Origin of the sequence: Streptomyces sp. NPDC005820, assembly GCF_040630255.1 — a bacterium.
GTDB lineage: Bacteria > Actinomycetota > Actinomycetes > Streptomycetales > Streptomycetaceae > Streptomyces.
Genome location: NZ_JBEXXE010000018.1, coordinates 22251 through 47799 on the forward strand (window position 1 = coordinate 22251; position 25549 = coordinate 47799).

Genomic DNA, 25549 nt, shown 5'->3' on the forward strand with positions numbered 1-25549 from the left:
GAGCCTCCGGGTGTGTACGTCCGTACTGCCGACTCTGGCGTGCCTCGGTTGCATATCCCGAGGCGGCTCAGTCCATCATCATATGGCTGCGCGAAGAGCGCAAACCAAGAGCGAAGACGTTGATTCGTCAATAGATCAGTATCGAGATTTCATGAATCGGCGTAATTGAAAATTGGTTGACTGGTGAACTCTGTGAATTCAGCGCGGCTTGCGCTTGGAGACAGTCGCTGCAGGGTGGGTAAGAGATCTTGACCAGTCCTGCACTCCCCCACAAGCATCCTCTGTGTACGGTCATCGTCGTGTCCGGCGCGCGTCGGGTTGGTCACCCGTGGGCGTGCGCTGGTTGATCGCGCGCGACTAGGGGAGCTGGTACGGGCATGGTGGTTGACGCTGCTCGCACGGATGATGGGTTCACGTCGGCTGGGGCTGCGCGGGTGTTACGTGCCGCGTGCCGGACGGCGGGGCTTGATGACAGGGGCGCGGAGCTGATCCGCTTCGGGGAGAACGCGTTGTTCCGTCTGGCCTCGGTGCCGGTGGTCGTGCGTATCGCGCGGGGCGAGGAGTGGGTGTCCACGGCTCGTAAAGAGGTGGCCGTTGCGCGGTGGCTCGCGGCTGAGGGGTTCTCGGCTGCTCGCATCGTTGAGGATGTGGAACAGCCTCTTTTGATCGACGGGCACCCCGTGACGTTCTGGCATCTGATCGGGGAGGGGGATCGCAAAGCGACGTATGGGGAGCTGGGTGGCATCCTGCGGGATCTGCACTCGCTGACCGTTCCTGCCGGCCTCGCTCTGCCGTCGTTCGATCCCTTCGGGAAGCAGGAACTGCGGATCGACAAGGCTGCGATCCCGGAGGATGACCGGGCCTTCCTGCGGAAGCGGTGGCGGGAGCTGCGGGACAAGTACTCGGAGCTGCGGTTTGAGTCGCCCAAGGGGCCGGTGCACGGGGATGCGCACGTGCAGAACCTCATGGTGGACGACCGGGGGCGGGTGGTCCTGATCGACTTCGAGGCGTTCTGTTTCGATCATCCTGAGTGGGATCTGATGGTGACGGCTGTGGAGCATCACAGTCTCGGCTGGCAGACCGACGTGCAGTACGGCGATTTCGTCGCGGCGTACGGACGGGATCTGTACGACGGGCACGGGTACGAGACCCTGCGTGGGCTGCAAGAGTTCGGGATGACGACGTGGCTCATGCAGAACGTTCGGGAGAACGAGGAAACAGCGGCTGAGTACCGGCGGCGTATCGCCGGCCTCCGGGATGATCAGGGGCCTCGGGACTGGCGGCCCTGGTAGTCGTTACTCATCGTCGTCCAGGCGGGCGAACGCGTCGCGCACCTTCTCGTTGAAGGTGGCCACGGCCGGGCTCGTGGCGTGCGCGCCGATTTCGTGTTGGAAGTCGGTGACGTAGCGCTGGAAGCGGGAGGACTGGAGGGAGTCGCCGCCCTCGACTGCGAGGCTCGCGGTGGTGACGGCGGCTTCCAACTCGCCGTTGAGTAGCTGGCTCTGGGCGAGCACCATGCGGCAGAAGCCGAGGGTGCGGGCGTACTTCGGATCGGTGCTGTCCACGGCTCGCTGGGCCTGGTCGACGGCTTCGCGTCGCATCTTGAGGTCGCGGAAGCAGTGGCAGAGTTCGCCCATGAGTTCGGCTTCGTCGAAGTAGGCGAGCCATGCCGGGTCTTCGGCGGTGTCGGCGGCCTCGAAGTGTCGTGCGGCCTCGTTCATCGCGCGGGTGGCTGCGATGCGGTCGCCGGCGTTGGACAGGGCGCGGGCCTCCATGGCCGAGTAGTTGGCCATGGCGCGTGGGGTGGCTCGTCCCTTGGCGCCCTCGACTGCGGCGCGGGCGAGCTGGATGGCCTGGGTGTGGTTGCCCAGGTAGTTCGCCTGGTGGCTGAGGTTGCCGAGGATGCGGGCGCCGAACATGCGGTCGTCGATGACCTGGGACAGGCGCAGAGTGGATGTGAGGTAGCGGTGGGCGAGTCGGTGGTTGCCGGTGTCGTACGCGGTCCACGCCAGTAACTGGGAGACCTCGGCTGCGGCGCCGAACAGGGCCGTTCCCACCTTCGCGCTGTAGCTCACGCTCAGCAGGGGCAGGACCTCGTAGCGGAAGTAGTGGCGTAGTGCCCGGTGGCCGTGGCCTCCGCCGTATTTGAAGTCGAGCTGCATGAAGGTGGCGGCGGCGTCTCTGATCGCGCGCACGTCGCGCATGCCGACGCGCTGTTGTGCCGGCCGGTCAGCCTCGATGCCGTCGGGGCGGGCGATCATCCATGACAGGACTGCTGAGCTGAGGTCGGCGTCCGCGACGATCAGCCGGTCTGTGGTGGTCGCGTCGGCTCGCTCCTGGGCGAGTCCGTCAAGGACGGAGAGGGCTTCGGGAAGCGTGCTGGGATAGCCGGTCGGCTCTGGCGTGCTGGCCTTGGTGTGGTCGAAGAAGCCGAGATCGCCGGGGGAGATTCGGCGTCCGAGCTTGGCGGAGAGAACGTCGGCCATGATCGCCGCTGTCTCTGGCTTGATGCCTGAGCCGTCGCGCCATCGCTGCACTGCGATGTGTGTCGTGCCGAGACTGATGCCGCGTTGGGCGGCGGCGTCCTGCATGCGCTTGGCCAGTCCCTTGTTCGAGACCTGGGCTTCGGCCATGGCTGCGATTAAGTGCGCGTTCGGCTCCCGGTTCATGCTCCCCTGCCCACCCGAGAATGACGGCGAGTGTTCATCCTGTCACAGGAGTTTCACTCAAGGGGGTTCATTGGTGAACCCCCTTTGCCTTTGCCGGTGTTCATGTGAACCCCCTGGTGAACGCTCCCGGTCCCGCTCGTGTGCCCGTGTACTGGCTTGCGTGATGCAAGCGGTGCCATGAGGGGTCGTACCGGGCCCGGAGAGGGACGTGATGGAGGCAAGAAGAGCTGAACGCCTTGCACGTGAGCTGGACGCGTTCGACCACTGGTTCGCGGCGCCGAATCCGTCGGACGGCGGGCACTTCCTCACGGCCACGCTGTTCGCCGAGTCGCCCAATACGGGGCGGGTCGCCCGTGACATGACGGCCGTGTTCCTGAACGATGCCGGCGCGGTCGAGATCGTTGAAGACGCCCGGCTGGTCGTCTCCGAACTCGTCGGCAATGTGGTGAACCACGTGGTGCCGGAACGCGGCCTCGCTCGTCCTGGAGGCGCTCGGCGCATCGACATGACGTTCAAGGTCTGGCCCAAGTGGGTGTTCATCGGCGTCGCGGATGAGGACTCCTCGCCCCCGCTCCTACCGCTGGGAGACGCGTTCTCGCCCGGTCTGGCGGGTGAGCTGTCGGAAGCGGTCCTGCCCGACAACGGCCGTGGACTGTTCATCGTCCAGCGGCTGGCCTCGTCGGTCTGGTGGCGGCCCGGTGATCAGGGCGGCAAGACCATCTGGTGCCGCTTCGACCGTGACGGCGGTGCCACCGAACGAAAAGCCTGCTGATCTCCGGGCCGTCAACCTTGCCCTCCCATGCGATCGGGAGCGGACGACGGCCCGGCCTCCGGCTGGAGATGACCACTCCGGCCAAGAGGCGCGGCCCCTCGCCGGGGCTCTCCCAATCCCCCTGAGCCGAGGGGCCGCGCTTCACAACCTCATACCGAGACCGGGCCACCCCATCAGCCCTGGAAAGCGAAGGGTGGCCCGGCTGGGAACACGGCGGTTCCCGGTGCCTGATGGTACCGGGGCCGTCGTGCTGCATTTCTGCCCCGGTCAAAGGAAGTTGACGATCCGTTATCTAGATCGGGGTCTGTGGTGAGCGAGGCAATCGGTACTGGTGAGAACGGGCCGGATGACGGCCTGAACGTGATAGGGGAGGACTTCGGCCTGTGGGTGCCCGGCGTCGACTACCTGGCGGGCTGGCGGGCAGCACGTGATGTTGCGGACCGGCTGAACCGGGCCTTACTCGGCGTCGGGGTGGAGCTGTCGGAGGCGCGAGCCATCGCGTCGACGAATGACGACGGTTGCGGTGTAGTGCGGTTGGTCGGACCGCCCGGCGCCATGGACCGACTCGCCGGGCTCCTCGAGGCGCACACTGACGGCGACGGCGGTGCGTGGTGAGGAGTGTTTCCGCTGGTGAGTCGCGCGCGTTCGCACGTCGCCGGCCGGAGAGACTTTGGGCGGGAGCTGCCATGGGGCGAGTGAACAGGGGGCCTTACGCTCGCCAGGCGAATCGGGCAGGTGGTGCACCTGCCCGCGGTTGTGCCCGATTGGCCCCCTGTTCTTCGAGGCTCGCCCCATGGTGGCTGCCTAAAGTCTCGGAGGTCGGCGACCCCCAGCCCCGTGGGCTCCGGCCCTCGGCTGCGGGTCGTCGCCTCGACTTCTCGGGCGTGCTGCGGTGTGGGGCGTCCGGCGCTCGGCCGGGACCGGCGGTCACGCCGCACGCCCGGCCGGGGCGGCCGGGCGACCCGGCGCGCCGCAGGCGCGCCCTTGAGGAAGTGAAGGCTGTTTCGACCGATCCGGCTCGCCGTTCAGGCTCGGGTGCGTCGGTTGGGCTGTTTGCTGGCGGTGATCCGGTAGGCGACTTCGGCGCGGTCGGCGCTGAGGCGCAGCTCTTCGAGGATCAGCGGGTGGTCGTCGTTGCCGTGCGTGATGCGGGTCAGGTGGAGAACCGGTGTCGCGTCGGGTGCTTGGAGGGTGGCGCGCTCGTCGGGGAGCGGCATCCTGGCGCGTACGGTCTCGAACCACGACAGCGTGTGTCCGGCCTTGGTGAGCAGGGCGTAGATGCGGTCCGGCTCGGTGTCGGGGTGCTCGGCGAGTTCGGGTACCTGCTCGGCGACGGCGAACGGGATCAGTACCCGGTGCAGTGCTCGGGCACCGGTGGAGGCGTCGGCCAGCAGCCGGTCACACGCGAAGAGCGCTTCCTCTTCCTCCAGGTACAGCAAGGGCCCGGTGATGGCCGTGGTGCGGGCGCGGGAGACGCTCGGGTCCTCGACCTGGTCCCATGCCGCGCCGGTGTGCGTGGTGAACTCGCCGGTGCTGGTGTAGGTGACCTGGCGTCCGAGGATGACTCCGGGGCGGCTTGTGGAGCGTACGAAGCTGCCTTTGCCGTGCCGGACGTCGATGAGTCCTTCCGCGCGGAGGGCGGCGACCGCGTTGCGGACGGTGGGGCGCGATACGCCGTAGCGGGCCATGAGCTGGGCTTCGGACGGCAGCAGGGTGTCAGGTTCGTACTCGCCCTTGAGGATCGCTTCGCGGATGGCGGCGGCCACCTGCTGATAGAGGGCTCCGGGGCGCTGGATCTCCGACATCTGGGCATCTCCGACGGGTCGGGGTCGTAGGCACGTCGCACGCGCGGCGTCACTCGTCAGCATAAGTAGTTGCGCACTTGCCGTACAGCACTCCACACTCATCACTCGTAAGGACAAGTGACGTCAGGAGAAGTCTGGCGTCGTGACTGGCCAGGGAGGCCAACGAAATGCAGTCCATTCCCGTGGACACGGCGCGACTCGGCGTACTGCGGTGCGCCATCGCTCCGGAAGTGAAGCTCAGCAACTCCGAGACACAGGAGGTGAAGAAGGACCGGGAGGGCAACCCCGTCTACACGGTCGCGGTGACCGTGCGGCAGGACCGGCGGCGGATCTCCGTCATCGAGATCGCCGTCAGCGGTGAGCCGACCGGGATCGAGGAAGGACAGATCGTCAAGGTCACCGGACTGGTGGCGTTCATGTGGTCGATGGGCGACCGGCACGGCGTCAGCTTCCGCGCGGATGCCATCACGCCCGTGCACGGAACGCCGGCGGCGGCGCGCAAGGGCGGTGAGGCGTGATGGAGCCGTACATCATCGCCCTCGCCCTGGCCGTGCTCGCCTGGATGCTCGTCGCCGGTGACCTCGTGCGCCGGCACCGCCCGCTCTGGCACTGGTACCTCGTCGGCTACCCGCTCACCGCCTGGCGGGTGGTCTCCACCTGGCGGCGCGTCGCTGTCCTCAACGACCTGGCCGTGTCTCGGCTCCCGGCGCGCACGCTCGTCGGTCACCTGCTGGTCAAGGGTGACCCGGTGCGGCCGGTGGCGCCGCGCTGCTCCTTCCCGCACGTCACCCCCATGGGGCTGTCCGTGCTGGTGCGGCTGCACGCGGGCCAGACCCCGGCTACCTACCTGAAGGCGGCGGACGCGTTCGTGCACGCGTGGAAGGTGCACGCGGTGCGGGTCACCTCTCCTGAACGCGGCCTCGTGCTGCTGACCGCCATGGCAAGTGATCCGTTGGAGCGGCCGGGGTTAGCCACGGCTCCGGCCGAACTCCTCTCCGCGCTGATCGGTGCGCTGGAGACGGGCGGGGCGTGGGTGATGAACCTGCGGCTGGTCCCGCACTGGCTGATCACCGGGGCCACCCGCTCGGGCAAGTCCACGCTGCTGGCCCGGCTCATCACCCAACTCGCCACACAGCGCGTCGCCCTGGTCGGCATCGACTGCAAGGGCGGCATGGAACTCGGCCTGTTCACCGCACGCCTCACCGCGCTGGCCACCTGTCGCCGTGAGGCCGTGGCTGTGCTTTCCGCGCTGGTGGTCGACATGCAGGACCGGATGAGCGCATGCCGGTCGGCCGGGGTCCGCTCGATCTGGGAGCTCCCGGACAAGCTCCGCCCCGTGCCGGTCGTGGTCCTGGTCGACGAGATCGCGGAACTGTACCTGTCCGACGGCACCCGCGAGAGCAAGGCGGAAGCCGAACAGTGCTCCACGCTGCTGCTGCGGCTGGCCCAGCTCGGTGCCGCCCTCGGCATCCATCTCGTGGTGGCCGGCCAACGTGTCGGTTCCGACCTCGGGACCGGCGTCACGGCCCTGCGGGCCCAGCTTGGCGGCCGTATCTGCCACCGGGTCAACGACCCCGGCACGGCGGAAATGACCCTCGGCGACCTCAACAAGGACGCCGTGGCCGTTGCCCAGGCCATCACGGCAGAGGAACGCGGTGTGGCCGTGTGCACCGGTCCCGATGGCGGCTGGAGCCGTGCGCGCTCTCACCTCACCCCCACTGATGAGGCTGTGGCCACGGCCCGCAAGTACGGCGTGATGACCCCGGAACTACCCCTCGTCACCCGCGCACTGGTGGTGCTGGAAGGAGAGTCGAAGTGATCAGCGAAGGTACGGCGTTCACATTCGCGGTGATCTTCGGGATCATCACCGTCCTCCTCGTCCGCTCCCGCGACGTCCGCGCCTGGGAAGCGGTCTGCGTCGGCCTCTTCGGCGTCTACCTCGGCCAGACCCCTGTGATCTTCACCATCCACGGGCTCGTGACCTGGTTCATCAGCGGCTTCTCCCACACCTGAGCAGAAAGGACACCCCAGTCATGCCCATGCCTCGCGTGAGGTGCCCCCACTGCAAGGGCGACGGAGCCCGCCGCACCTGGACCGGACGGATCCGGCGCTGCCGCGTCTGCCGGGGAACCGGCACCATCCGCTGACCCCCGCCACACCCGACCCACCTGCAAGGGAGCGATCCCCATGACCGACGACGCGTCACCAACCCACATCCGTGCCGCTTCGGCGGCCCACCCCGGAAGGTCACCACCATCACCCCGGAGTACACCCCGGCTGACCGGCGCGCCGCCCTCGACCGCGCTGCGCGCCTCCGTCAGCTTCCCGAAACCGACCGCGACGCCCTACGCCTCGCCCAAGACCCCAAGTTCCCCCGCTGGCTGGAGCAGATCACCGCCACCGGCGGCTGCGCTCACCCCGTCCACCTCTCCGGCTCCACCACCACCTTCGACGGCACGACCGGCGAGATCCTCCGCCACTACGACACTCGCGACGAACCCGGCGAACGCCTCCTCGTCCGCTGCCGCAACCGCCGCGCAACCGTCTGCCCGGCCTGCTCCCGCCTCCATGCCGGGGACACCTTCCATCTCGTCCGCGCGGGTCTCCTCGGCGGCAAGAACGTTCCCCCGTCGGTCCGCCACCGGCCGCGGCTCTTCGTCACTCTGACTGCCCCGTCCTTCGGAGTCGTCCACCGGGCTGGGGAAGTCTGCCGACCTCGCCGCGGCGGCGGCACCTGCGAGCACGGCCGTCCGCTCGGCTGCGGAGCCGTCCATGCCCCGGACGTGTCGATCGCCGGCCAACCGTTGTGTCCCGAGTGCTACGACTACACCGGCCACGTCCTCTGGCACGCGCACGCATCCAAGCTGTGGGACCGATTCGTCATCGACGTCCGGCGGCGCCTCGCCTCCTCGGCTGGCCTCGTACAGTCGCGCTTCGCCCAACATGCCCGGCTCTCCTTCGCCCGCGTCGCCGAGTACCAGAAGCGGGCGGCCGTCCACGTCCATGCCGTCGTACGCCTCGACGGTCCGGCCGGACCCGACGACGAGCCTCCAGCCTGGGCCACCACAGACCTCCTCACCGACGCCGTACGCGCCTCCGCCCGACGCGTCCACGTCCACACACCCCACACCCCCGCCGTGGGTGGGCTGGTCCTGAGCTGGGGTGACCAGGTCGACGCCCGGCCACTGCACGCAGATGGCGACGGCCCGGATGACGACGCCGTAGCCGCGTACGTCGCCAAGTACGTCACCAAAGGAGCCAGTGAAACCGGCACCGGCCTCGATTACACGCTCACCACCTGGGCCGACATCGCCAGGGCGCCCGTCAGCACACACGTCCGCACCCTCATGCGCGCCTGCTGGCGCCTCGGCGGCCTCCCGGAATACGAACCCCTGCGCCTCCGGGCCTGGACTCACACGCTCGGCTATCGGGGCCACATCCTCACCAAATCCCGTGCCTACTCCACCACCTACGCGGCGCTGCGTGCCGAACGCGCTGACTTCAGGGGCCACGACAACATCCCCGACGCGGTCACGGAGCGATATTGGCGCTACGTCGGCTCCGGCCACACCCCTGGCGCGGCCCCCATCGCGGCCGGAGTCGCCGAAGACCTTGCTGAGTCTCGGCGGCTTGCTGTGGAGGCAGGACGAGAGGGGGGATGGCTCTGACGACGGTTCTTCCCAAGCGCGGTACTCAGCACGTCAGCCCCTTGCCCTCGCCGGGGAACGGTACAGCCGCCATGATCGAAAGTGAGATCGTGATCGTGGATGAGGACGGGACGGAAGAACCGTTTGATCCGGCATCGTGGTTCCAACCCACTTGATGCTGGACTGAGCGGCGCTATGGTCACGACATGCCCGAAGTGAATGAGGAGAACATCGAAGAGGGGCCTGACTCGCTTGATACCGATCCGCTCCCCCTCTGGGGACGTGTGACGGCGGGTTTTGTTGGGATCCCCATGGTGGGTGCTGGGTCAGTCGCCGTCTTCCTCTCGGACAACCAGGCGGGCAGCGCCGTTCTGATCCTTGCCGGCGTCATTCTGGTGTTCATGCTGATCAGCGGAAATCCTCTGAACAGCCTCGGGCATGGTGAGACACAGGTGCAGTTTGCCCGTGCCCGAAGACGACAGGTGCTCGTCGATGCCCGGGACGCCCCGCCGGAAGAGGCGCAACGCGTAGTCGAAACGCTCACGACGGTCGATCCCGCCGCTGAGCGAGATCCAGCTGTGCGTGAGTTCTCGCGTGAGCTGTACGAGCGACGCGTCCATGAGGCGATGCTGCGTTGTGTAGACACAGGCGTCGCCATCACGCAGACGTCGTATGACTACGGCAACGACTACCTCATCCACATGCCAATAGACCGCGTGATTGCGGTCGCTGTGCTGGCGCACCAGCGACAGGACGCTGCGATATCCCTCACGAGGGTCCGAGAACTCGTTGGTAGAGCAGCCTCCTCCTCGGCACCTCTGTTGGTCGTATCGAACGCCCGCCTCGGTCCGCATGGGGCTCGTGCAGCGGCCGAGGCTCGCGACAACGGCGTCTTGATTTCTGTCGTGCGGTGGCGTGATGAGGAGGATGACGACCGGCTTCGCACTGCGATTGCCTCGCTGGCGTCCAGGGGTTCGCCAGATTAGAACGCCTCCGCGAAGTCGTCTTCCTTGATTATCAGGCGGTCCCGCACGTCCTTCGGGATCATGAGCTTCATGTGGATGTGCGGGGCGCGTACCCCCTTCACCTTGGTGCGCTTGATCCTGCACTTCACGCCCACGCGGAGAAGATCGGCGCCCATGGCCTCCATGCCGCCCTCCTCCCACCGTTCCCGGAACGACTTGCCGTTGTGTACGGCCACCCACCGGTCCTGCGTCGACTCAGGGTCGATGGCCTCCAACTGCCTGATCAGGTCGTCCATGGTCTTCTCGGCCTGCTCCCTCGTGAAGCGGGTCTTCGTGAAGCGCCCCTCGGGTTCGAGACCGGTCATGTAGTAGCTGATGGACTCTTCAAGGCGCTTCTGTTCCTTGCGGGCTTCGGCGCCCTGGCGGTACTCGCGCACCATGACGGGGTCGTCCCCGAGAACCTTCAGGACGTCTTCGACGAACTTGCTGTAGATGTGGTGGGGGTTCGGTGCGCCGTGGCCCCCGCTCTTGCACATGCCGCATCGCAGGTACTCGTAGTGCCTGCCCTTGTGTGTGGTCTTCTGTACGGTCATGTTGCTGCCGCAGTCGTCGCAGAGCAGGACGCCCAGGAACCTCGTCGCACCGCCGGGGGCACGGGTGGGCTGGTTCTTCCCTCGCCGGTCCAGGGCCGCTTGCAGGCTCTCGAACTCCTCCTCCGTGAAGATCGGATCCGCCACGCGGATGGGCTTCCCGTCGTTGCCCAGCACGATCTTCGAGCGGCGTACGCCTCCGACCTTGTTCTCCTCCACGCGGTACCCCATCAGCCCGGGGTTCCTGAGCCGGCGGAGCATCGTCGACGTGGTCAGGCCTGGTCCGCAGATTCCGGCACGGATGAGCACCCTGGACATGCGCCGCGCGGATGCTGGCTTCGGCCTCAGGGCGGCGCGGCGACACCAGTGCAGTGCCCTGTACGCCTCTTCATTGATGGCGAGGACGACCCTGCCGTCCTCGTTCTCCGTCGTCTCGTAGCCGTACGTCGGCTTGCCCACGACCCAATCCGTCTGAGTCCTGGCGTAGTCCCACAGGCTGGTGACGCGTGTGCTGGTGTTGGCCGCCTCGATCTCGGCGATTCCACCGATGATCGTGACCATTATTTTTCCGGTCGTCGTGGTCAGGTCGATCGAGTCGTGCTTGGACAGGAGGTTCTTCCCGTACTTCAGGCACCAGTCGATCATGGTGCTGAGGTCCGTGAGGCGCCGTACGAACCGGTCCAGCTTCCAGAACAGGATCTCGTCGAACTCCGGCGCGCGGTTGTTCAGCCAGTCGCCCAGCTCCTTGCGCTTCCATGGCGGGACCTTCGTCGCCGACACGTTCAGGTCGCTGGCGACTCCGACGACTCGGCGGCCTCGCTCCAGGGCGAGTTTTCGCAGATCGAGTTCCTGCCGGATGGGGGAGGTCGTCTCGTCGGTGAGGACCGACAGGCGGATGGAGAGCAACGCCCTGGGGGCGTCGTCCGGCAACAGGGCCTCGGCCTTCTTCAGGTCCTCCAGGACCGCCAAGTCTGCTGCGGTCCACTCGGTCTCGACGTCGTACGTCTGTAAGTGAGTTGGGGTGCGCTTCCTGGATCGGGTAGCCATGGCGGCACCGTACTGGATTTAGGGCTGTTGGTGTATGCCCCGCCATGGACACGACAATCCAAATCGGCCCGACAGGCAAGAAGCTGCTCCCCCTGACGGTCAAGCAGGACGCCACGACCAGCGGGCACAGCCACTGAGGTGAGTGAAGCGCTGCGGCGGATCGCTGAGGCTGTGGCGGAGGCCACGGAGGATGAGGTGGCCGCAGCGCTCGGGGGCGGTATGGGCGTGGTGTGGGCGACGACGTCGCCGGAATCGGGACGGTTCGTCGCGGGCGAGAGACGTTCGGACGTGAGCGATCTGACGGACCGCTTCGGCGAACTGCGTTCCCGTGGGCAGGGCTACCTCGAGGTTCGGTTGCCGGACAGGGAGTTTCCTCGGGTGAGCCTCGGCTTCCGAGGTGATCACGCGGTGATCCATCTGATCGATGAGGCTGAGGTGCTGTCTCTTCTCGTGGGGGATGGCACCGTCCCCGTGGGTGCCGTGGTCGATGTCCCGATCATGGATGACCCGGCAGAGTTCACCGGCGACTTCGTCCTGGGCGTCGACCGCGCATGGTCTCTCATCAGCAGCTTCATCCGGCCGGGGGCGGCCGGCGATCTGGGCGTGTGGTGTGTGGTGTAGCCCGAGGTTCACCGGTCGCCTCCCTCGTTCCGAAGACTCGCTGCGTACGCTCCTTCCATCCTTGGCCGAGAGGAGTTGCCGAGTGGCCCGGTTGGATGGACCCGTTCTGCGCACCCAGCGGCTTGTGATGGAGCCGATCCGCCACGAGGACAGCGACGATCTCTTCGAGGCTGTGGTCAGTCAGGACAGCGTCATGCGATGGCTGGCGACCGGGCGGGCGGACAGCCGGTCTGCGGCTGAGGCCATGTGCGACGATCACGTCGCCCACTGGACCAGACACGGCTATGGCGACTTTGCGGTCAGAGATGCTGCAACGCACGAGTTTCTGGGCCGTGTGGGACTGCGTAATCGCGCCCGGTACGGCGTTGACCTCGGTTTCGCCCTGCACCCACGGGCCCAAGGGCGTGGGATCGCCGGCGAGGCGGGCCGTGCGTGCCTGGGCCTGGCGTTTCGCAGCCTCTCGCTCCCTGCCGTTTTCGCGTTCGTCCTGCCCGGCAACGCGGCCTCCATCGCGGTACTGCGCCGCTTGGGCGCCCAGCCGGACGGGGCTGTCGAGTCCAGTGGTCTGCAGTGTCTGCGCTATCGGTTCGACCCCGCCGCCGGAGGCGCTGCGGAGCATGTGGTGGACGACGGTCGTGCGGACCTCCGGCTGGTCCATGCGCTGCGCCCTGGTTCTCCAGACCCTGGTTCTCCAGACCCTGGTTCTCCAGATGGTGAATACGCACTCCGCGCCGGCCTGCCTGACCCCTTCGGCGTAGACGGGATCGGTCCGGTGTGGGCCGACAAGGCGCACACCCTCGTGGCCGTGTCCGAAGGCAGGCCGGTTGCTTCCGTGGGATGGCTGCTGCGGGACGTGTCCTTCGATGGTCTGCCGCGCCGCGCCGCGCTGCCGGGCTGGGTGGTGTGCTGGTGCACCCCGACCATCGGGGCCAGGGCATCGCCCGGACGGTGATCAGCGTTGCGGTCGAACACGCACGAGTGGGCGGCGCCGAGACGGTGCTGCTGCTCTGCCGTCCGGACCTGGTCCCGCTCTGCACCCGGCTGGGATGGAGTCGGCTCTCGGTGCCCGTCACCTTCCGGCAGCCCGACGGCGCTCGGACCTCGCCACTGGCCACCATGATCTACGACCTGGTCGGTCTGCCTCATCCAACCGTCAGCGTGGACCTGCGGGGCCTGCCCCTCTGATGGAAGGCCCCACGTGATCGAAGCGTCCGTCTCCGCCGTACCGGGGCTCATCGTCTCCTTCTTGGTCCTTGCTGTACTCGTCGCGGGGCCTACGGCGCTGGTGGCGAAGGCGAGGGGGAAGCCGTGGCCTCTGAGGACGGCCCTGGCGGCCTACTTGGTCGGCATGGTGGCTGTGACTCTGTTGCCGGGTGATGCCGGTATGGGGCCCTGGCAGTGCGACACCGGGACGCCCACCCACCTGTTCACGTCGGCGAGTTCTCTGCTGAACATCGCGCTCTTCGCGCCCGGCGCGTTTCTGGCCGTCCTGCTCTTCAGCAGACCGGTGACGGTCGCGGCTGCCTTCGGCGCTCTCAGCGGCGTGGTGGAACTCGCCCAGTCGGCGGGGCATCTGGGGCGCTCGTGCAGTGTGACGGACCTCGCGGCCAATGCGAGTGGTGCGGTGCTGGGGGGCGTGGCAGGAGCTGTATGGCTGTATCGGCGGCGGCAAGCGCCGGCCAAGCCCGTACGGGATCTCGTGTGGGGTGGGTCTCTGGCGGTGGTGGGCGTGCTGGCGGTCGGGGGCGTCTTCCAGTTGCGGATCGATTCGGTCGACGTGGTCGCGATGGATGATCAGCGGCGCGATCTCGCCGAATCCGCCGTGCAGGCCGACGAGTGGATCGCCACGGCGGCCGAGGGCGTGTTCGGGAGCGACACCGAGGTGCGGGGGACCGCGACCGAGAAGGACGGAAGCCGCCTGAAGATCACCGCCGAGACGAACCGCGGCACCATTTCCGGCACGTGGCCGGAGAAGACCCTGGAAACCGCCTGGTCTTCGAACACCCGCGGAGACGAGGGCAGCCTCAGCGAGAGGGAAGTCGCGGCGGCCGCCGAACGGTTCGCTCGCAGGTGGTTCCCGCAGATCGTCGCGGGGAGTGATCAGCGCATCCGCTCCGTCGGCGACGGTCCGACCATGGTGTACACGGTCGTGTACCGGCGCTACGCGGACAGGGCCATGACGCCCATGCGCCTCGACCTCACCGTCACCACCACCGGACGGATCATCGGATTCACCCGACAGGCCGGACCGGTCGGACCGGCCGCCATCTCCCCTTGACCTGCTGAGCGAGGCGGAGGCGCTCACGCGTGGTCGGCAATGGCCGAGCTGGTCAGAACGCCTCGGGAACCACCCGTGGAGGGTGAGGTCGGTCGGGGGTGGTGAAGGGATGCTGCTGGGGGACCGGGGACACGGCGGTGAAGGGACGGGCGGGCGATGGGCGACGAGAGGGCCGGGCGGATCGCTGAGTTCGTCAGTCCGTTGCGGGTCGAGCCCGGCAGCAAGGTGCGGCTGTGGAAGGACTTCGATCCGCGGTACAAGGCGGGGATCCGGAAGAAGAGGGATGGCGTCGAGCTGCTGCAGAGCGGGGTCGAGCTGCTCGCCGACTATCAGCAGCGGCTGGCCGCGCAGGACACCCACGGTGTGCTCGTGTGTCTGCAGGCGCTGGACGCCGGCGGCAAGGACGGCACGATCCGGCATGTGATGAGCGGCGTCAACCCGCAGGGCGTACGGGTGGCCGGCTTCAAGGTGCCCTCGGACGAGGAGCTCGACCACGACTTCCTCTGGCGCTACCAGCGTGAACTGCCCCGGCGCGGGGAGATCGGCATCTTCAACCGGTCCCACTACGAAGAGGTCCTGGTGGTGCGGGTGCACCCGGAGAACCTCCAACGCCAGAAGCTGCCCGACGCGGCCCGTGGCCCGGACGTGTGGGAGCGCCGCTACCGGGAGATCAACGACTGGGAGCGTTATCTGACCGACAACGGCTTCACCGTGGTCAAACTCTTTCTGAACCTGTCGAAGGAAGAACAGCGCGTCCGCTTCCTCAAGCGCATCGACGTCCCCGAGCGGAACTGGAAGTTCTCACCCGCCGACGTCCGCGAGCGCGCCCGCTGGGACGACTACCAGAAGGCGTTCTCCCAGATGCTGTCGGCGACCAGCACCCCGTGGGCGCCCTGGTACGTCATTCCCGCCGACCGGAAGTGGTTCGCGCGGGTGTGTGTGAGCGCGGTGCTGGCGCACACCCTGATCGGCATCGACCCCCGCTATCCGGAGGTCGGTGAGGAGACCCGGCGGGAGCTGGCCGAGGTCAAGCGCGAGCTGGAGCGGCAGGCCCCCGAGGGCGAGCCGGCCGACCCCTACGCCGCCAAGGGCAAGGCAAAGGGGAAGGGCAAGGGCAAGGGAAAGGGCAAGGGCAACAAGAGGAGTGAGACGCATGGGGGGGCCGGATGAGCGCGCCCGCCCGTGACCCGCAGCCGCAGGCGCGGGCGCGGGCGGCCGGCGGTCGGGCCTGGTACGCGCTGTCCCCGGACGAGGTCGCCGTCGCCCTCGGGGCGGAGCCGGGCCGTGGGCTGTCCGTCGGCCGGGCGGCCGAGCTGCTCCGCGCGAACGGGCCGAACGCGCTGCCGGAAGAGAAGCCCGTGCCGGGCTGGCGCCGCTATCTCGCCCAGTACCGCAGCTATATGCAGCTGGTCCTGGTGGCCGCCGCTGTGGTCTCCCTGGTGATCAAGGAGTGGAGCACCGGGGTGCTGCTGCTGGTCCTCACGGTCCTCAACGCGGTCGTCGGGATGCGGCAGGAGGGCAAGGCGGAGAGCGCCATGAACGCCCTCAAGTCAATGATGAAGGCGTCCGCGCGGGTGCGCCGGGACGGGGTGGAGTCCGAGGTCCCGGCCGAGGAGGTCGTCGTAGGGGATGTGGTGCTGCTCGCGGCGGGGGACGAGGTGCCGGCCGACGGGCGGATCGTCACGGCGAGCGCGCTGCAGATCGACGAGTCCGCGCTGACCGGCGAGAGCGTGCCCGCCGTCAAGGATCCCGGGACGCTGACCGGGGCGGATCTGCCGCCCGGGGACCGCACGAACATGGCGTTCATGAACACCCCCGTCACCCACGGCAGCGCGACGGTGATCGTCACGGCCACCGGGGCCGACACCGAACTCGGCCGTATCTCGGGGATGTTGTCGAGCACCAGCCGGGAGGCCTCCCCGCTGACCCGGGAACTGGACCGGCTCACCCTGTGGATCACGGGGACGGCCGGGCTGACGATGATCGTGATGTTCGTGCTGGGGCGCAGCCGCGGTACGGCGTGGGACGCGCTGTTCGTGAGCGCGGTCTCGCTGGCGATCGCCGCCATCCCGGAGGCCCTGCCGACGGTGACGCAGACGATCCTGTCGATCGGCGCGGTCGACCTGGCCAAGCGCGAGGCCATCGTGAAGGACCTGCCGTCGGTGGAGTCGCTGGGGTTCACCTCGGCGATCAACTCCGACAAGACCGGCACGCTCACCATGAACCAGATGACCGTGGTGGAAGTGCTCGATCCGGGCGACCGCTACACCGTCTCCGGCACCGGCTACAGCCTGGAGGGCAGGATCCGGCACCCCGTGGGCTCCGCGCCCGACATGGAGGACGCGATCCTGCCGTACCTGGTGGCCAACGACGCCACGCTCGTCGGCGGCGAGGTGGTCGGCGACCCCACCGAGGGCGCGCTGCTGGTGCTCGGGCACAAGGCGGGGCTGGACATCGACGCCACCCGGGAGCGGCTGCCCCGGCTGGCCACGCTGCCCTTCGACCCGTCGTACAAGCTGATGGCCACCTTCAACCGGGCGACGGACGAGACGGGCCGCCCCGTCGTGCGCTGCTTCGTGAAGGGCGCCGCGCCCGCCGTGCTCGCCCGGGCCGCGACGGCGCTCGCGAGCGGGAAGGCGGTGCCCTGGAACGAGGACGCCGACGCTCGGGCGCAGACCCATGTCGAGCGCATGGGCGGCGAGGGCCTGCGGGTGATGGCCGCCGCGCGGCGTGACCTCGACCCGGCGGACTTCGACGCCGACGGCGACCTCCTCTCGTATGTCACCGAGCTGCAGATGACGAGCCTGGTCGGCATGGTGGACCCGCCCCGGGAGGAGTCGCGGGCCGCGGTGGCCGACGCTCAGGCGGCCCACATCCGGGTGCGGATGGTCACCGGCGACGACGTCGTCACGGGTGCCGCGATCGCGCGGCAGCTCGGTATCGAGGGCGAGGCGGTGCTCGGCGCCGACTTCGCCGCGCTGCCGGAGCGGGAGCGGCTCGCGCGGATCGAGGACATCGGCGTGGTCGGGCGGGTCGCCCCCGAGCACAAGGTGCTGCTGGCCGACACGCTGAAGGCGAAGGGGCATGTGGTGGCGATGACCGGGGACGGCGTCAACGACGCCCCCGCCATCAAGGCCGCCGACGTCGGGATCTCCATGGGATCCGGCACCGAGGTGGCCAAGAACGCCGGACGGATGGTGCTGGCCGACGACAACTTCGCGACGATCGTCTTCGCCGTCGAGCAGGGCCGCAAGATCTACGACAACCTCACCAAGTACATCCGGTTCGTGCTGGTGCTGCTGGTCGTGTTCGTGCTGACCTTCCTCGGCGCGACGCTGTTCGACATCGCGGCGGGGGAGCCGTTCACCCCGGCGCAGGTCCTGTGGATCCACTTCTTCGTCAACGCCGCCTTCGGCTTCGCGCTCGGCTTCGACCGCCAGAGCCCGGGACTCATGGCGCGCCGGCCCCGCCCGCGCGGCGAACCGGTGCTGACCACGGGGGTGATGGTCACGGTCGGGCTGTCCGGTCTGGCGATCACGATCGGCCTGCTCTGTCTGATCCAGCTGGGCACCTCGCGCTTCGACAGCGTGGAGACCGGCCAGTCCATGGCGTTCACGTCCTTCGCGCTCTGTCTGATCGTGGCCGCGCTGGAGTGCCGCAGCCAGACGGACACCGTGCTGACCACCGCCAGCTTCGACAGCAAGCAGATGAACATCGCGATGCTCGTGGAGTTCGTGCTCGCCGTGCTGGTGACGCAGATGGACGGCTTCCAGCGCCTCCTCGGCACGACCGAGCTCGATCTGGAGCAGTTCGGCTGGGCGCTGGTGCCGGCGGTGGCCCTGCTGGCGCTGTGGGAGCTGGGCAAGGTCCTGGTCCGTAAGAACTTCCCGAAAACCATCGGGTGAGAAGGAAGACAGACAGGTGAGAACAGAGAAAGGTGATTCCGACATGGCAACCGCATCCGAGACCCCCGTTCTGGACACCATCGCCGCCATGACCATCGACTCCGTCGAGCGCTGTCACATGGACGATCGGACGCTGATCCTCACCCGTATCGCCGCGCTCGTGGCCGTCGATGCGCCGGCCATCTCCTACCTGGCGCACATCGACCCGGCGGTCAAGGCCGAACTGACCGTCGAGGAGCTCCAGGACGTGCTCGTCGCCATCGCGCCCGTCGTGGGCAGCGCCCGCGTCATGTCGGCGGCCGGCCACATCGCGCAGGCCTTCGGTGTCGCCATCGCGCTGGCGGAGGCGGAGGCGGAAGCCATCGCGAACGCCGAGGCGCAGAGCCGCGGCACCACCTGAACCACCCACGCCGGGCACACTTTTGTCATCCGTCCGGCTGATTCCGTGCATCCAGTGAGCGGTCCGCGGCGTCTACACCGGTATGGACCTGCAGAAACCGCCCGCCGAGCCGCATCAGCCGGAGGGATGTCTCGTCGTCGCGATCCGGCTGCCCGTGCGGATCGTGGTGCTCGTGCTGGTCGTGCCCGTGCGGATGGCCTGGGACGCGCTGGTCGTCACCGGCCGCTTCCTGCGGGACGCCCTGCTCCGGCCGCTGGGCCGCGCCCTGTTGTGGCTGGGGCGGGTGGCGTTCGTGTGGCCGCTGGTGGGGCTGTGGCGGTACGTCCTCGTCCCGGCCGACCAGGCACTGGCCTGGCTCGGGAAGGTGCTCCTGGTCGTCCCCGCCGTCGCCCTGTACCGGTACGTCCTGACTCCGGTCGGGCAGGCCGCCGTATGGCTGGCGCGGGGCGTCGGCGCGGGGTGCGCGTGGCTGTACGCGCGCGTGCTGACCCCCGCCGGGCGCGCCGTGCTGTGCCTGGTGCGGTACGCGGTCGTCGTCCCCGTGCTGTGGCTGGTCCGGTACCTGGTCGTCGTCCCCGCCCGCGGGGTGTACGAGTGGATCCTCGCGCCGGTCGGACGGGCGGCCGCCTGGTGCGCGCTGGGGCTGTGGAGGCTGCTCGGGCTGCTGATGACGGGGCTCGGGGTGGCCGCGTACTGGATCGCCCGGGTGCTGCTGGTGCTGCCCGCGCTCGCGCTGTGGCGCTGGGTGCTCGTCCCCGTCGGGCGCTTCCTCGGCGTCCTCGCCCGCGAGGTCGGGGACGCGCTCGGGCACGCCTGGCGGATCGCGGGGCATCTCTCGCGCGCCGTCGGACGGTTCCTCGCCACAGTGTTCCGGTGGCTGTTCGTGGAGCCGGTGCGCTGGGTGTACCGGACCGTCCTCACCCCGGTGGGACACGTCGTCCGCGACCTCATCCTCAAGCCCGCCGCGCAGGCCGCGCGCGCCGTGGGCCGGGCGACCCGGCAGGCCCTCGCCTCCGCGCGCGAGACCGCCCGGCAGGCACGGGCCGACGTACGGCGGATGCTGTTCGGCGAACCCGGTGAACGTCTGGTACCGCCCCGGGAGAGGGAAGCGGTGCTCCGGCGGGAACCGACGCCGCTCGGCGCACGTACTCTTGATAGCAGTACGACCGCTCTCACGAACCTCACGAAGGACTGAACGACACTGGGCAAGCGACAGCCCGAAGGCCCGCCGCCCGCACCCGCGGTGCAGCGCATCCGACTGCGCTACACCAAGCGCGGCCGCCTCCGGTTCACCAGCCACCGTGACTTCCAGCGCGCCTTCGAGCGCGCGTTGCGCCGTGCCGAGGTGCCGATGGCGTACTCGGCGGGGTTCACGCCGCACCCGAAGGTGTCGTACGCCAATGCCGCACCCACCGGCACGGGCAGTGAGGCGGAGTACCTGGAGATCGCGCTCACCGCGGCGCGCGAACCGGAGACGCTGCGTGCGCTCCTCGACGAGTCGCTGCCCGCCGGGCTCGACATCGTCGACGCGGTCGAGGCCCGCACCTCGGGTCTCGCCGACCGGCTCACGGCCTCCGTGTGGGAGCTGCGGCTCGACGGAGTCGACCCGGTCGACGCCGAACGCGCCGTCCAGGCCTTCCAGGCCGCCGAGTCCGTCGAGGTCCAGCGCATGACCAAGAACGGCATGCGCACCTTCGACGCCCGCCCGGCGGTCGTCCACCTCGCCACACTTCGAGAAACGCAACAGAGTGAAGCGGCTGATAGGCCGACCGACCGGCCCTGTGCGATACTGCGGCTGGTTGTTCGGCACGTGACGCCTGCCGTACGACCCGACGACGTCCTGTCCGGTCTCCGCGCCGTGGCCGACCTGGCGCCGCCGGTCCCCGCAGCGGTGACCAGGCTGGCGCAGGGGCTGCTCGATGAAGAGACCGGCGCCGTGACCGACCCGCTCGCGCCCGACCGCGAGGCAGCCGAGGCCCTCACAACGGCCTAGCGACTGCCGCCGCGAAGGCGTCGACGCACGGAAGGTTCCGCATCGGGACGAGCGTCGTAGCGCCGCCCTCGTACTCGGGAGCCACCTGGGTCGGGCAGCGCGCCCACCAGAAGACTTTCGCCAGGCCGTACGCAACAGGGCTACGGAACCGGCGAGACAGGACACAGAGAGCTCCCGTGCGGCGGCCGCGCCCCGGACGGCGGCAACGCGCAGGTGCGCGAGCCGCGGACGTCAACGGCGACCGATCCCTCGTGATCGGCGCCGGGCCCGGTGCGGCGCCCGGGAGCCTGACGGGAGATACACCCGCATGCTCGAACCGACCGAACCCACCCAGGGTTCCGAAGAACAGAACAACACCCCCAGCGACACCCTGCCGCCGCGTCGTCGGCGCCGTGCCGCTTCCCGCCCGGCCGGGCCGCCGAGCGGCGCCGCCGAGGCCCCGGCCGAGATCACCGCGCCGGCCATACCGGCCGTGGAGACCGCCGAGCAGTTGGCGGACGAGGTCGTCGAGACCGAAGAGATCGCCGTGACCGAAGAGATCGAAGAGATCGAAGAGACCGAAGAGAGCAAGGCTGTGGCGGAGAAGGCCGAGGAGGCCGCTGCCGCGCCGCGTACGCGTCGTCGGGCCACTCGTCGGGCGTCCGCGCCCGCTGGTGCGCCGGTTGAGGCGGAGGTTGTTGCGGAGACGGTGGTGCCGGTTGCGGCTGCTGCCGCTGAGGCCGAGGTCGAGGCTGTGGCGGAGAAGGCCGAGGAGGCCGCTGCCGCGCCGCGTACGCGTCGTCGGGCCACTCGTCGGGCGTCCGCGCCCGCTGGTGCGCCGGTTGAGGCGGAGGTTGTTGCGGAGACGGTGGTGCCGGTTGCGGCTGCTGCCGCTGAGGCCGAGGTCGAGGCTGTGGCGGAGAAGGCCGAGGAGGCCGCTGCCGCGCCGCGTACCCGTCGTCGGGCCACCCGTCGGGCGTCCGCGCCCGCCGGTGCTCCCGCCGAGACCGCGGTGAGCGCGGAGGCGTCCGGTGAGGCCGAGGCGCCTGCCGTGGTCGCCGAGACGCCCGCCGAGGCCCCGGCAGCCGCTGCGGAGGCCGCCGAGGAGGCCGCGCCCGCGCCGCGCACCCGGCGTCGCGCCACCCGCCGGGTGACCGCGCCCGCCGGTGCCGCCGCCGAGAGCGAGACCCAGGGCGCGACCGAGTCCGCCGCTGCCGAGGCGAAGGCCCCCGAGGCCGTCGAGGCCGCCGAGGCCGTCGTGGAGCAGCCCGCGCAGGCTCCGGCTTCCACCGCTCGTACCGCCGCCGCCCAGGCCCCGGCCGTCGAGGCCACCCCCCGGACCCCGGCCGTCGCCGAGGCCCCCGCCGACGAGGAGGCCGGTACGCGGCGCGCCCGTCGGCGGGTCGTGCGCCGGGCCGCCGGTGGGTTCTCCGAGCCCGCGGCCGTGCAGAACGGCGAGGGCGACGCACCGCGCCGGCCCGCGCGGCCCGCGGTCGCCGTGTTCCAGGCGCCCGTGTTCGCCGAGCCCCAGTTCCAGACGCCGCAGCGCGCCGCCGCCGAGGCCGCCGCCGCCTCCGTCGAGGAGCCGGTGGAGGCCGAGGAGACCGAGGCGATCGAGGCGATCGAGCAGGCCGAGGGCCTTCCCTCCGACGAGCTTCCCACCGAGGAGCAGACCGGCTCGCGCCGTCGCCGTCGCCGCCGGGGCACCGCCTTCGCGGAGGAGACCGAGGCCGCCGAGCGGACCGGCACCGCGCCCGCCGCCGAGGACGAGACCGAGCCGGAGGAGGCCGACGAGGCCGCCGAGGACGGTGTCGAGGGCGACGAGGAGAACGAGGAGACCGGTTCGCGCCGTCGCCGTCGCCGTGGCGGGCGTCGTCGCCGCCGGGGCGAGGCCGCCGACGAGACCGAGGGTCCGGACGCCGAGTCCGACGAACTCGCCGCCGAGCAGGCCGCGCAGGACGCCGAGGACACCGCCGAGCAGACCGAAGAGGACGCCGAGGACGCCGAGGACGAGGCCGGTGGCTCCACCGCCGGTAGCCGTCGCCGTCGTCGCCGCCGTCGGCGCGCCGGGGACGGCGCCGCGGACAGCGAGCCGGGCGAGGGCGACCCCGAGCGGACCGTCGTCAAGGTCCGTGAGCCCCGCAAGCCCTCCGAGCCGTCCGACGAGGTGCAGTCCATCAAGGGCTCCACGCGTCTGGAGGCCAAGAAGCAGCGCCGCCGCGAAGGCCGTGAGCAGGGCCGCCGACGCGTCCCGATCATCACCGAGGCCGAGTTCCTGGCCCGCCGCGAGGCCGTCGAGCGCGTGATGGTCGTCCGCCAGAGCGGCGAGCGCACGCAGATCGGCGTCCTGGAGGACGGCGTGCTCGTCGAGCACTACGTCAACAAGGAGCAGTCGACCTCGTACGTCGGCAACGTCTACCTGGGCAAGGTCCAGAACGTGCTGCCGTCGATGGAGGCCGCGTTCATCGACATCGGCAAGGGGCGCAACGCCGTCCTGTACGCCGGTGAGGTCAACTTCGAGGCGCTCGGCATGGCCAACGGGCCGCGCCGTATCGAGTCCGCCCTGAAGTCCGGTCAGTCCGTGCTCGTCCAGGTGACGAAGGACCCGATCGGGCACAAGGGCGCCCGTCTGACCAGCCAGGTCTCCCTCCCGGGCCGCTACCTCGTGTACGTCCCCGAGGGCTCGATGACCGGCATCAGCCGCAAGCTGCCCGACACCGAGCGGGCCCGGCTGAAGACGATCCTCAAGAAGATCGTCCCCGAGGACGCGGGCGTCATCGTGCGCACCGCCGCCGAGGGCGCGAGCGAGGACGAGCTGCGCCGCGACGTCGAGCGTCTGCAGTCGCAGTGGGAGGACATCCAGAAGAAGTCGAAGAACGGCAACGCGCCGACGCTGCTGTACGGCGAGCCGGACATGACCGTCCGGGTCGTCCGCGACATCTTCAACGAGGACTTCTCCAAGGTCGTCGTCAGCGGCGACGACGCCTGGTCGACCATCCACGGCTACGTCTCGCACGTCGCGCCCGACCTCGCCGAGCGGCTGTCGAAGTGGACCTCCGAGGTCGACGTCTTCGCCACGTACCGGATCGACGAGCAGCTCGCCAAGGCGCTGGACCGCAAGGTCTGGCTGCCCAGCGGCGGTTCGCTGGTGATCGACCGGACCGAGGCGATGGTCGTCGTCGACGTCAACACCGGCAAGTTCACCGGCCAGGGCGGCAACCTCGAGGAGACGGTCACCAGGAACAACCTGGAGGCGGCCGAGGAGATCGTGCGCCAGCTGCGGCTGCGCGACCTCGGCGGCATCATCGTGATCGACTTCATCGACATGGTGCTGGAGTCCAACCGGGACCTGGTGCTGCGGCGCCTGCTGGAGTGCCTGGGCCGCGACCGTACGAAGCACCAGGTCGCCGAGGTGACCTCGCTGGGCCTCGTGCAGATGACCCGCAAGCGGGTGGGCCAGGGTCTGCTGGAGTCCTTCTCCGAGACCTGCGTCCACTGCAACGGGCGCGGTGTCATCGTCCACATGGAGCAGCCGACGGCCGTCGGTGGCGGCGGCAAGCGCAAGAAGCGCGGCCGGGGCGGCGACGTCCACGAGCACGAGGCCGTGGCCGTCGAGACCGCCGAGCCGCTGGTGGGCGTCGAGGAGGAGGCCGAGAGCGAGGCCGAGGTCGCCGCCGAGGTGGCCGAGCCGGTCGCGCTGTCCGCTCCCGACTTCGCGCTCGACGAGGAGCTGTACAGCAGCGTCGCCGAGGCGGAGGCCGCGGCCACGCGGGGGCGCAGCCGTCGTAGGGCGAGCCGTCGGGCGTCCGCTCCGGCCGGTGCGCCGAAGGGCGCCGGGCGCCGGGGAGGCCGTGGCGAGGTGTTCGTCGCGGAGGAGCCGGCCGAGGAGCTCGCGGAGGCGTCCGTCGAGGCGTCCGTCGAGGCGTCCGTCGACACGCTCGCGCAGGTGCCCACCGCGCAGTCCGTGACCGCCGAGGCGGCAGCCGAGCGTCCGGTGCAGCCGGCCGAGGCCCCGGCCGCGCAGGTCGAGCCGGTCGCGGTGGAGGACCCGGTCGTCGAGGCCCCCGCTCCCGTCGAGGCCCCCGTCGAGGAGGACGCCGCGCCCAAGGGCCGTACCCGTCGTCGCGCCACCCGCAAGGTGTCCGCGCCGGCCGGTTCGCCCGCCGGTGCGGAGGCCGCCGTGGTGACGGTCGTCGAGCCCGCCGCCGTGGAGGCCCCGGCCGCTCCGGCGGAGCCCGCCGAGGCCGAGCCGGTCGCCGAGGCTGCCGCCGAGAGCGCGGCCCCGGCCCGCCCGCGGCGCCGTGCCGTGCGCAAGGCCACCGCGCCGACCGCGTCCGAGGAGACGGCCGTCGTGGTCGTCCCGTCGGCCGCGGAGGCCGAGTCCGTCGAGGCCGAGCCCGTCGAGGCGGAAGCCGTCGCGACGGAGGCCGCCGAAGCCGAGGGCGTCGTCGAGGAGGAGGCCGCTCCCGCCAAGAAGACGGCCGCCCGCAAGACGGCGAAGAAGGCCACGGCGAAGAAGGCCGCCACCAAGAAGACGGTGACGGCCAAGAAGACGGCCGCGAAGAAGACCGTCGCCAAGAAGACGACGGCCAAGAAGGCCGCCAAGGCGACGGTGGCGAAGAAGACGGCTGCGGCGCAGGCGACCGAGGACTGACCCCCTCGCCGACCGCCTCACCTGCGGTGAGACCACGGCGCGGGCGTCCGGTGCGAACCGGGTGCCCGCGCCGTCGCCCTGCCGTCGCCCTGCCGTCGTCCGTGCGCCCCGTCGGGCGTCCTCACCCCGCGTCGCACTGTGTTTACCGCAGGGTTACGCTGTGTCTTGCTTGTGATGGATGGCACCCAGGGTGGTGGTTTCTCTGTGGTAACGCTCGGGAAAAT

At 69.7% G+C, this 25549-nt stretch carries 21 protein-coding genes; 18 read left to right on the plus strand and 3 right to left on the minus strand.

What is annotated here, in order from left to right:
- Positions 1–377 precede the first annotated feature (377 nt).
- On the plus strand, positions 378–1292 hold the full coding sequence (locus tag ABZ464_RS22610) for an aminoglycoside phosphotransferase family protein (RefSeq protein ID WP_359279429.1): 915 nt from the start codon (positions 378–380) through the stop codon (positions 1290–1292).
- Between the two features lie 3 nt (positions 1293–1295).
- Here ABZ464_RS22610 and ABZ464_RS22615 read toward each other — a convergent pair whose 3' ends face one another.
- On the minus strand, positions 1296–2669 hold the full coding sequence (locus tag ABZ464_RS22615; RefSeq protein WP_359279430.1) for a sporulation protein: 1374 nt from the start codon (positions 2667–2669) through the stop codon (positions 1296–1298).
- A 211-nt stretch (positions 2670–2880) separates the two neighbouring features.
- On the opposite strand from ABZ464_RS22615, the gene ABZ464_RS22620 reads away from it, so the two are divergent.
- Both ABZ464_RS22620 and ABZ464_RS22625 read left to right on the plus strand, forming a co-directional pair.
- A complete protein-coding gene (locus tag ABZ464_RS22620) occupies positions 2881–3441 on the plus strand; it encodes an ATP-binding protein (RefSeq protein ID WP_359279431.1) in 561 nt (186 codons plus the stop codon).
- Positions 3442–3750: 309 nt separating this feature from the next.
- Positions 3751–4056 (plus strand): hypothetical protein, encoded by a 306-nt coding sequence (locus ABZ464_RS22625; protein ID WP_359279432.1) that lies wholly within the window; start codon positions 3751–3753, stop codon positions 4054–4056.
- A gap of 410 nt (positions 4057–4466) precedes the next feature.
- On the opposite strand, the gene ABZ464_RS22630 is transcribed toward ABZ464_RS22625, so the two are convergent.
- The gene (locus ABZ464_RS22630) at positions 4467–5246 is read right to left on the minus strand and encodes a GntR family transcriptional regulator (RefSeq protein WP_359279433.1); all 780 of its coding nucleotides are present in this window, start codon (positions 5244–5246) and stop codon (positions 4467–4469) included.
- Between the two features lie 167 nt (positions 5247–5413).
- On the opposite strand from ABZ464_RS22630, the gene ABZ464_RS22635 reads away from it, so the two are divergent.
- From ABZ464_RS22635 to ABZ464_RS22655, 5 genes are all read left to right on the plus strand, one after another.
- The gene (locus tag ABZ464_RS22635) at positions 5414–5764 is read left to right on the plus strand and encodes a hypothetical protein (protein WP_359279434.1); all 351 of its coding nucleotides are present in this window, start codon (positions 5414–5416) and stop codon (positions 5762–5764) included.
- Positions 5764–7065, plus strand: coding sequence for an FtsK/SpoIIIE domain-containing protein (locus ABZ464_RS22640; protein ID WP_359279545.1), 1302 nt, complete (start codon positions 5764–5766; stop codon positions 7063–7065). Before ABZ464_RS22635 ends, ABZ464_RS22640 begins: the two co-directional genes overlap by 1 nt.
- Positions 7062–7259, plus strand: coding sequence for a hypothetical protein (locus tag ABZ464_RS22645; protein ID WP_340377378.1), 198 nt, complete (start codon positions 7062–7064; stop codon positions 7257–7259). The genes ABZ464_RS22640 and ABZ464_RS22645 overlap by 4 nt, the downstream gene beginning before the upstream one ends.
- 242 nt (positions 7260–7501) lie before the next feature.
- On the plus strand, positions 7502–8914 hold the full coding sequence (locus ABZ464_RS22650) for a replication initiator (RefSeq protein WP_359279546.1): 1413 nt from the start codon (positions 7502–7504) through the stop codon (positions 8912–8914).
- A 185-nt stretch (positions 8915–9099) separates the two neighbouring features.
- Positions 9100–9879: a hypothetical protein gene (locus ABZ464_RS22655; protein WP_359279435.1), complete on the plus strand. Its 780-nt coding sequence runs from the start codon at positions 9100–9102 to the stop codon at positions 9877–9879.
- Here the strand turns inward: ABZ464_RS22655 and ABZ464_RS22660 are convergent.
- Positions 9876–11495 carry a recombinase family protein gene (locus ABZ464_RS22660; RefSeq protein WP_359279436.1) on the minus strand — a complete coding sequence of 540 codons (1620 nt, stop codon included), beginning with the start codon at positions 11493–11495 and terminating at the stop codon, positions 9876–9878. The genes ABZ464_RS22655 and ABZ464_RS22660 overlap by 4 nt on opposite strands.
- 138 nt (positions 11496–11633) lie before the next feature.
- On the opposite strand from ABZ464_RS22660, the gene ABZ464_RS22665 reads away from it, so the two are divergent.
- From ABZ464_RS22665 to ABZ464_RS22710, 10 genes are all read left to right on the plus strand, one after another.
- Positions 11634–12116 carry a hypothetical protein gene (locus ABZ464_RS22665; protein WP_359279437.1) on the plus strand — a complete coding sequence of 161 codons (483 nt, stop codon included), beginning with the start codon at positions 11634–11636 and terminating at the stop codon, positions 12114–12116.
- An 82-nt stretch (positions 12117–12198) separates the two neighbouring features.
- Positions 12199–13068 (plus strand): GNAT family N-acetyltransferase, encoded by an 870-nt coding sequence (locus ABZ464_RS22670; protein WP_359279438.1) that lies wholly within the window; start codon positions 12199–12201, stop codon positions 13066–13068.
- Positions 12954–13301, plus strand: a complete 348-nt coding sequence (locus ABZ464_RS22675; protein ID WP_359279439.1) for a GNAT family N-acetyltransferase — start codon at positions 12954–12956, stop codon at positions 13299–13301. The genes ABZ464_RS22670 and ABZ464_RS22675 overlap by 115 nt, the downstream gene beginning before the upstream one ends.
- Positions 13302–13464: 163 nt before the next feature.
- Positions 13465–14394, plus strand: coding sequence for a VanZ family protein (locus ABZ464_RS22680; RefSeq protein WP_359279547.1), 930 nt, complete (start codon positions 13465–13467; stop codon positions 14392–14394).
- Positions 14395–14550: 156 nt separating this feature from the next.
- Complete coding sequence (locus ABZ464_RS22685) at positions 14551–15564, plus strand: polyphosphate kinase 2 family protein (RefSeq protein ID WP_359279440.1); 1014 nt, start codon at positions 14551–14553, stop codon at positions 15562–15564.
- Complete coding sequence (locus tag ABZ464_RS22690) at positions 15561–18299, plus strand: HAD-IC family P-type ATPase (protein ID WP_359279441.1); 2739 nt, start codon at positions 15561–15563, stop codon at positions 18297–18299. Before ABZ464_RS22685 ends, ABZ464_RS22690 begins: the two co-directional genes overlap by 4 nt.
- A 43-nt stretch (positions 18300–18342) precedes the next feature.
- Entirely contained in the window at positions 18343–18699 is a 357-nt protein-coding gene (locus ABZ464_RS22695) for a carboxymuconolactone decarboxylase (RefSeq protein WP_359279442.1), read from the plus strand.
- A gap of 82 nt (positions 18700–18781) precedes the next feature.
- Positions 18782–19894, plus strand: coding sequence for a hypothetical protein (locus ABZ464_RS22700; protein ID WP_359279443.1), 1113 nt, complete (start codon positions 18782–18784; stop codon positions 19892–19894).
- A 48-nt stretch (positions 19895–19942) separates the two neighbouring features.
- Positions 19943–20692 (plus strand): TIGR03936 family radical SAM-associated protein, encoded by a 750-nt coding sequence (locus ABZ464_RS22705; RefSeq protein ID WP_359279444.1) that lies wholly within the window; start codon positions 19943–19945, stop codon positions 20690–20692.
- A 307-nt stretch (positions 20693–20999) separates the two neighbouring features.
- Positions 21000–25325, plus strand: a complete 4326-nt coding sequence (locus ABZ464_RS22710) for an Rne/Rng family ribonuclease (RefSeq protein ID WP_359279445.1) — start codon at positions 21000–21002, stop codon at positions 25323–25325.
- Positions 25326–25549 lie beyond the last annotated feature (224 nt).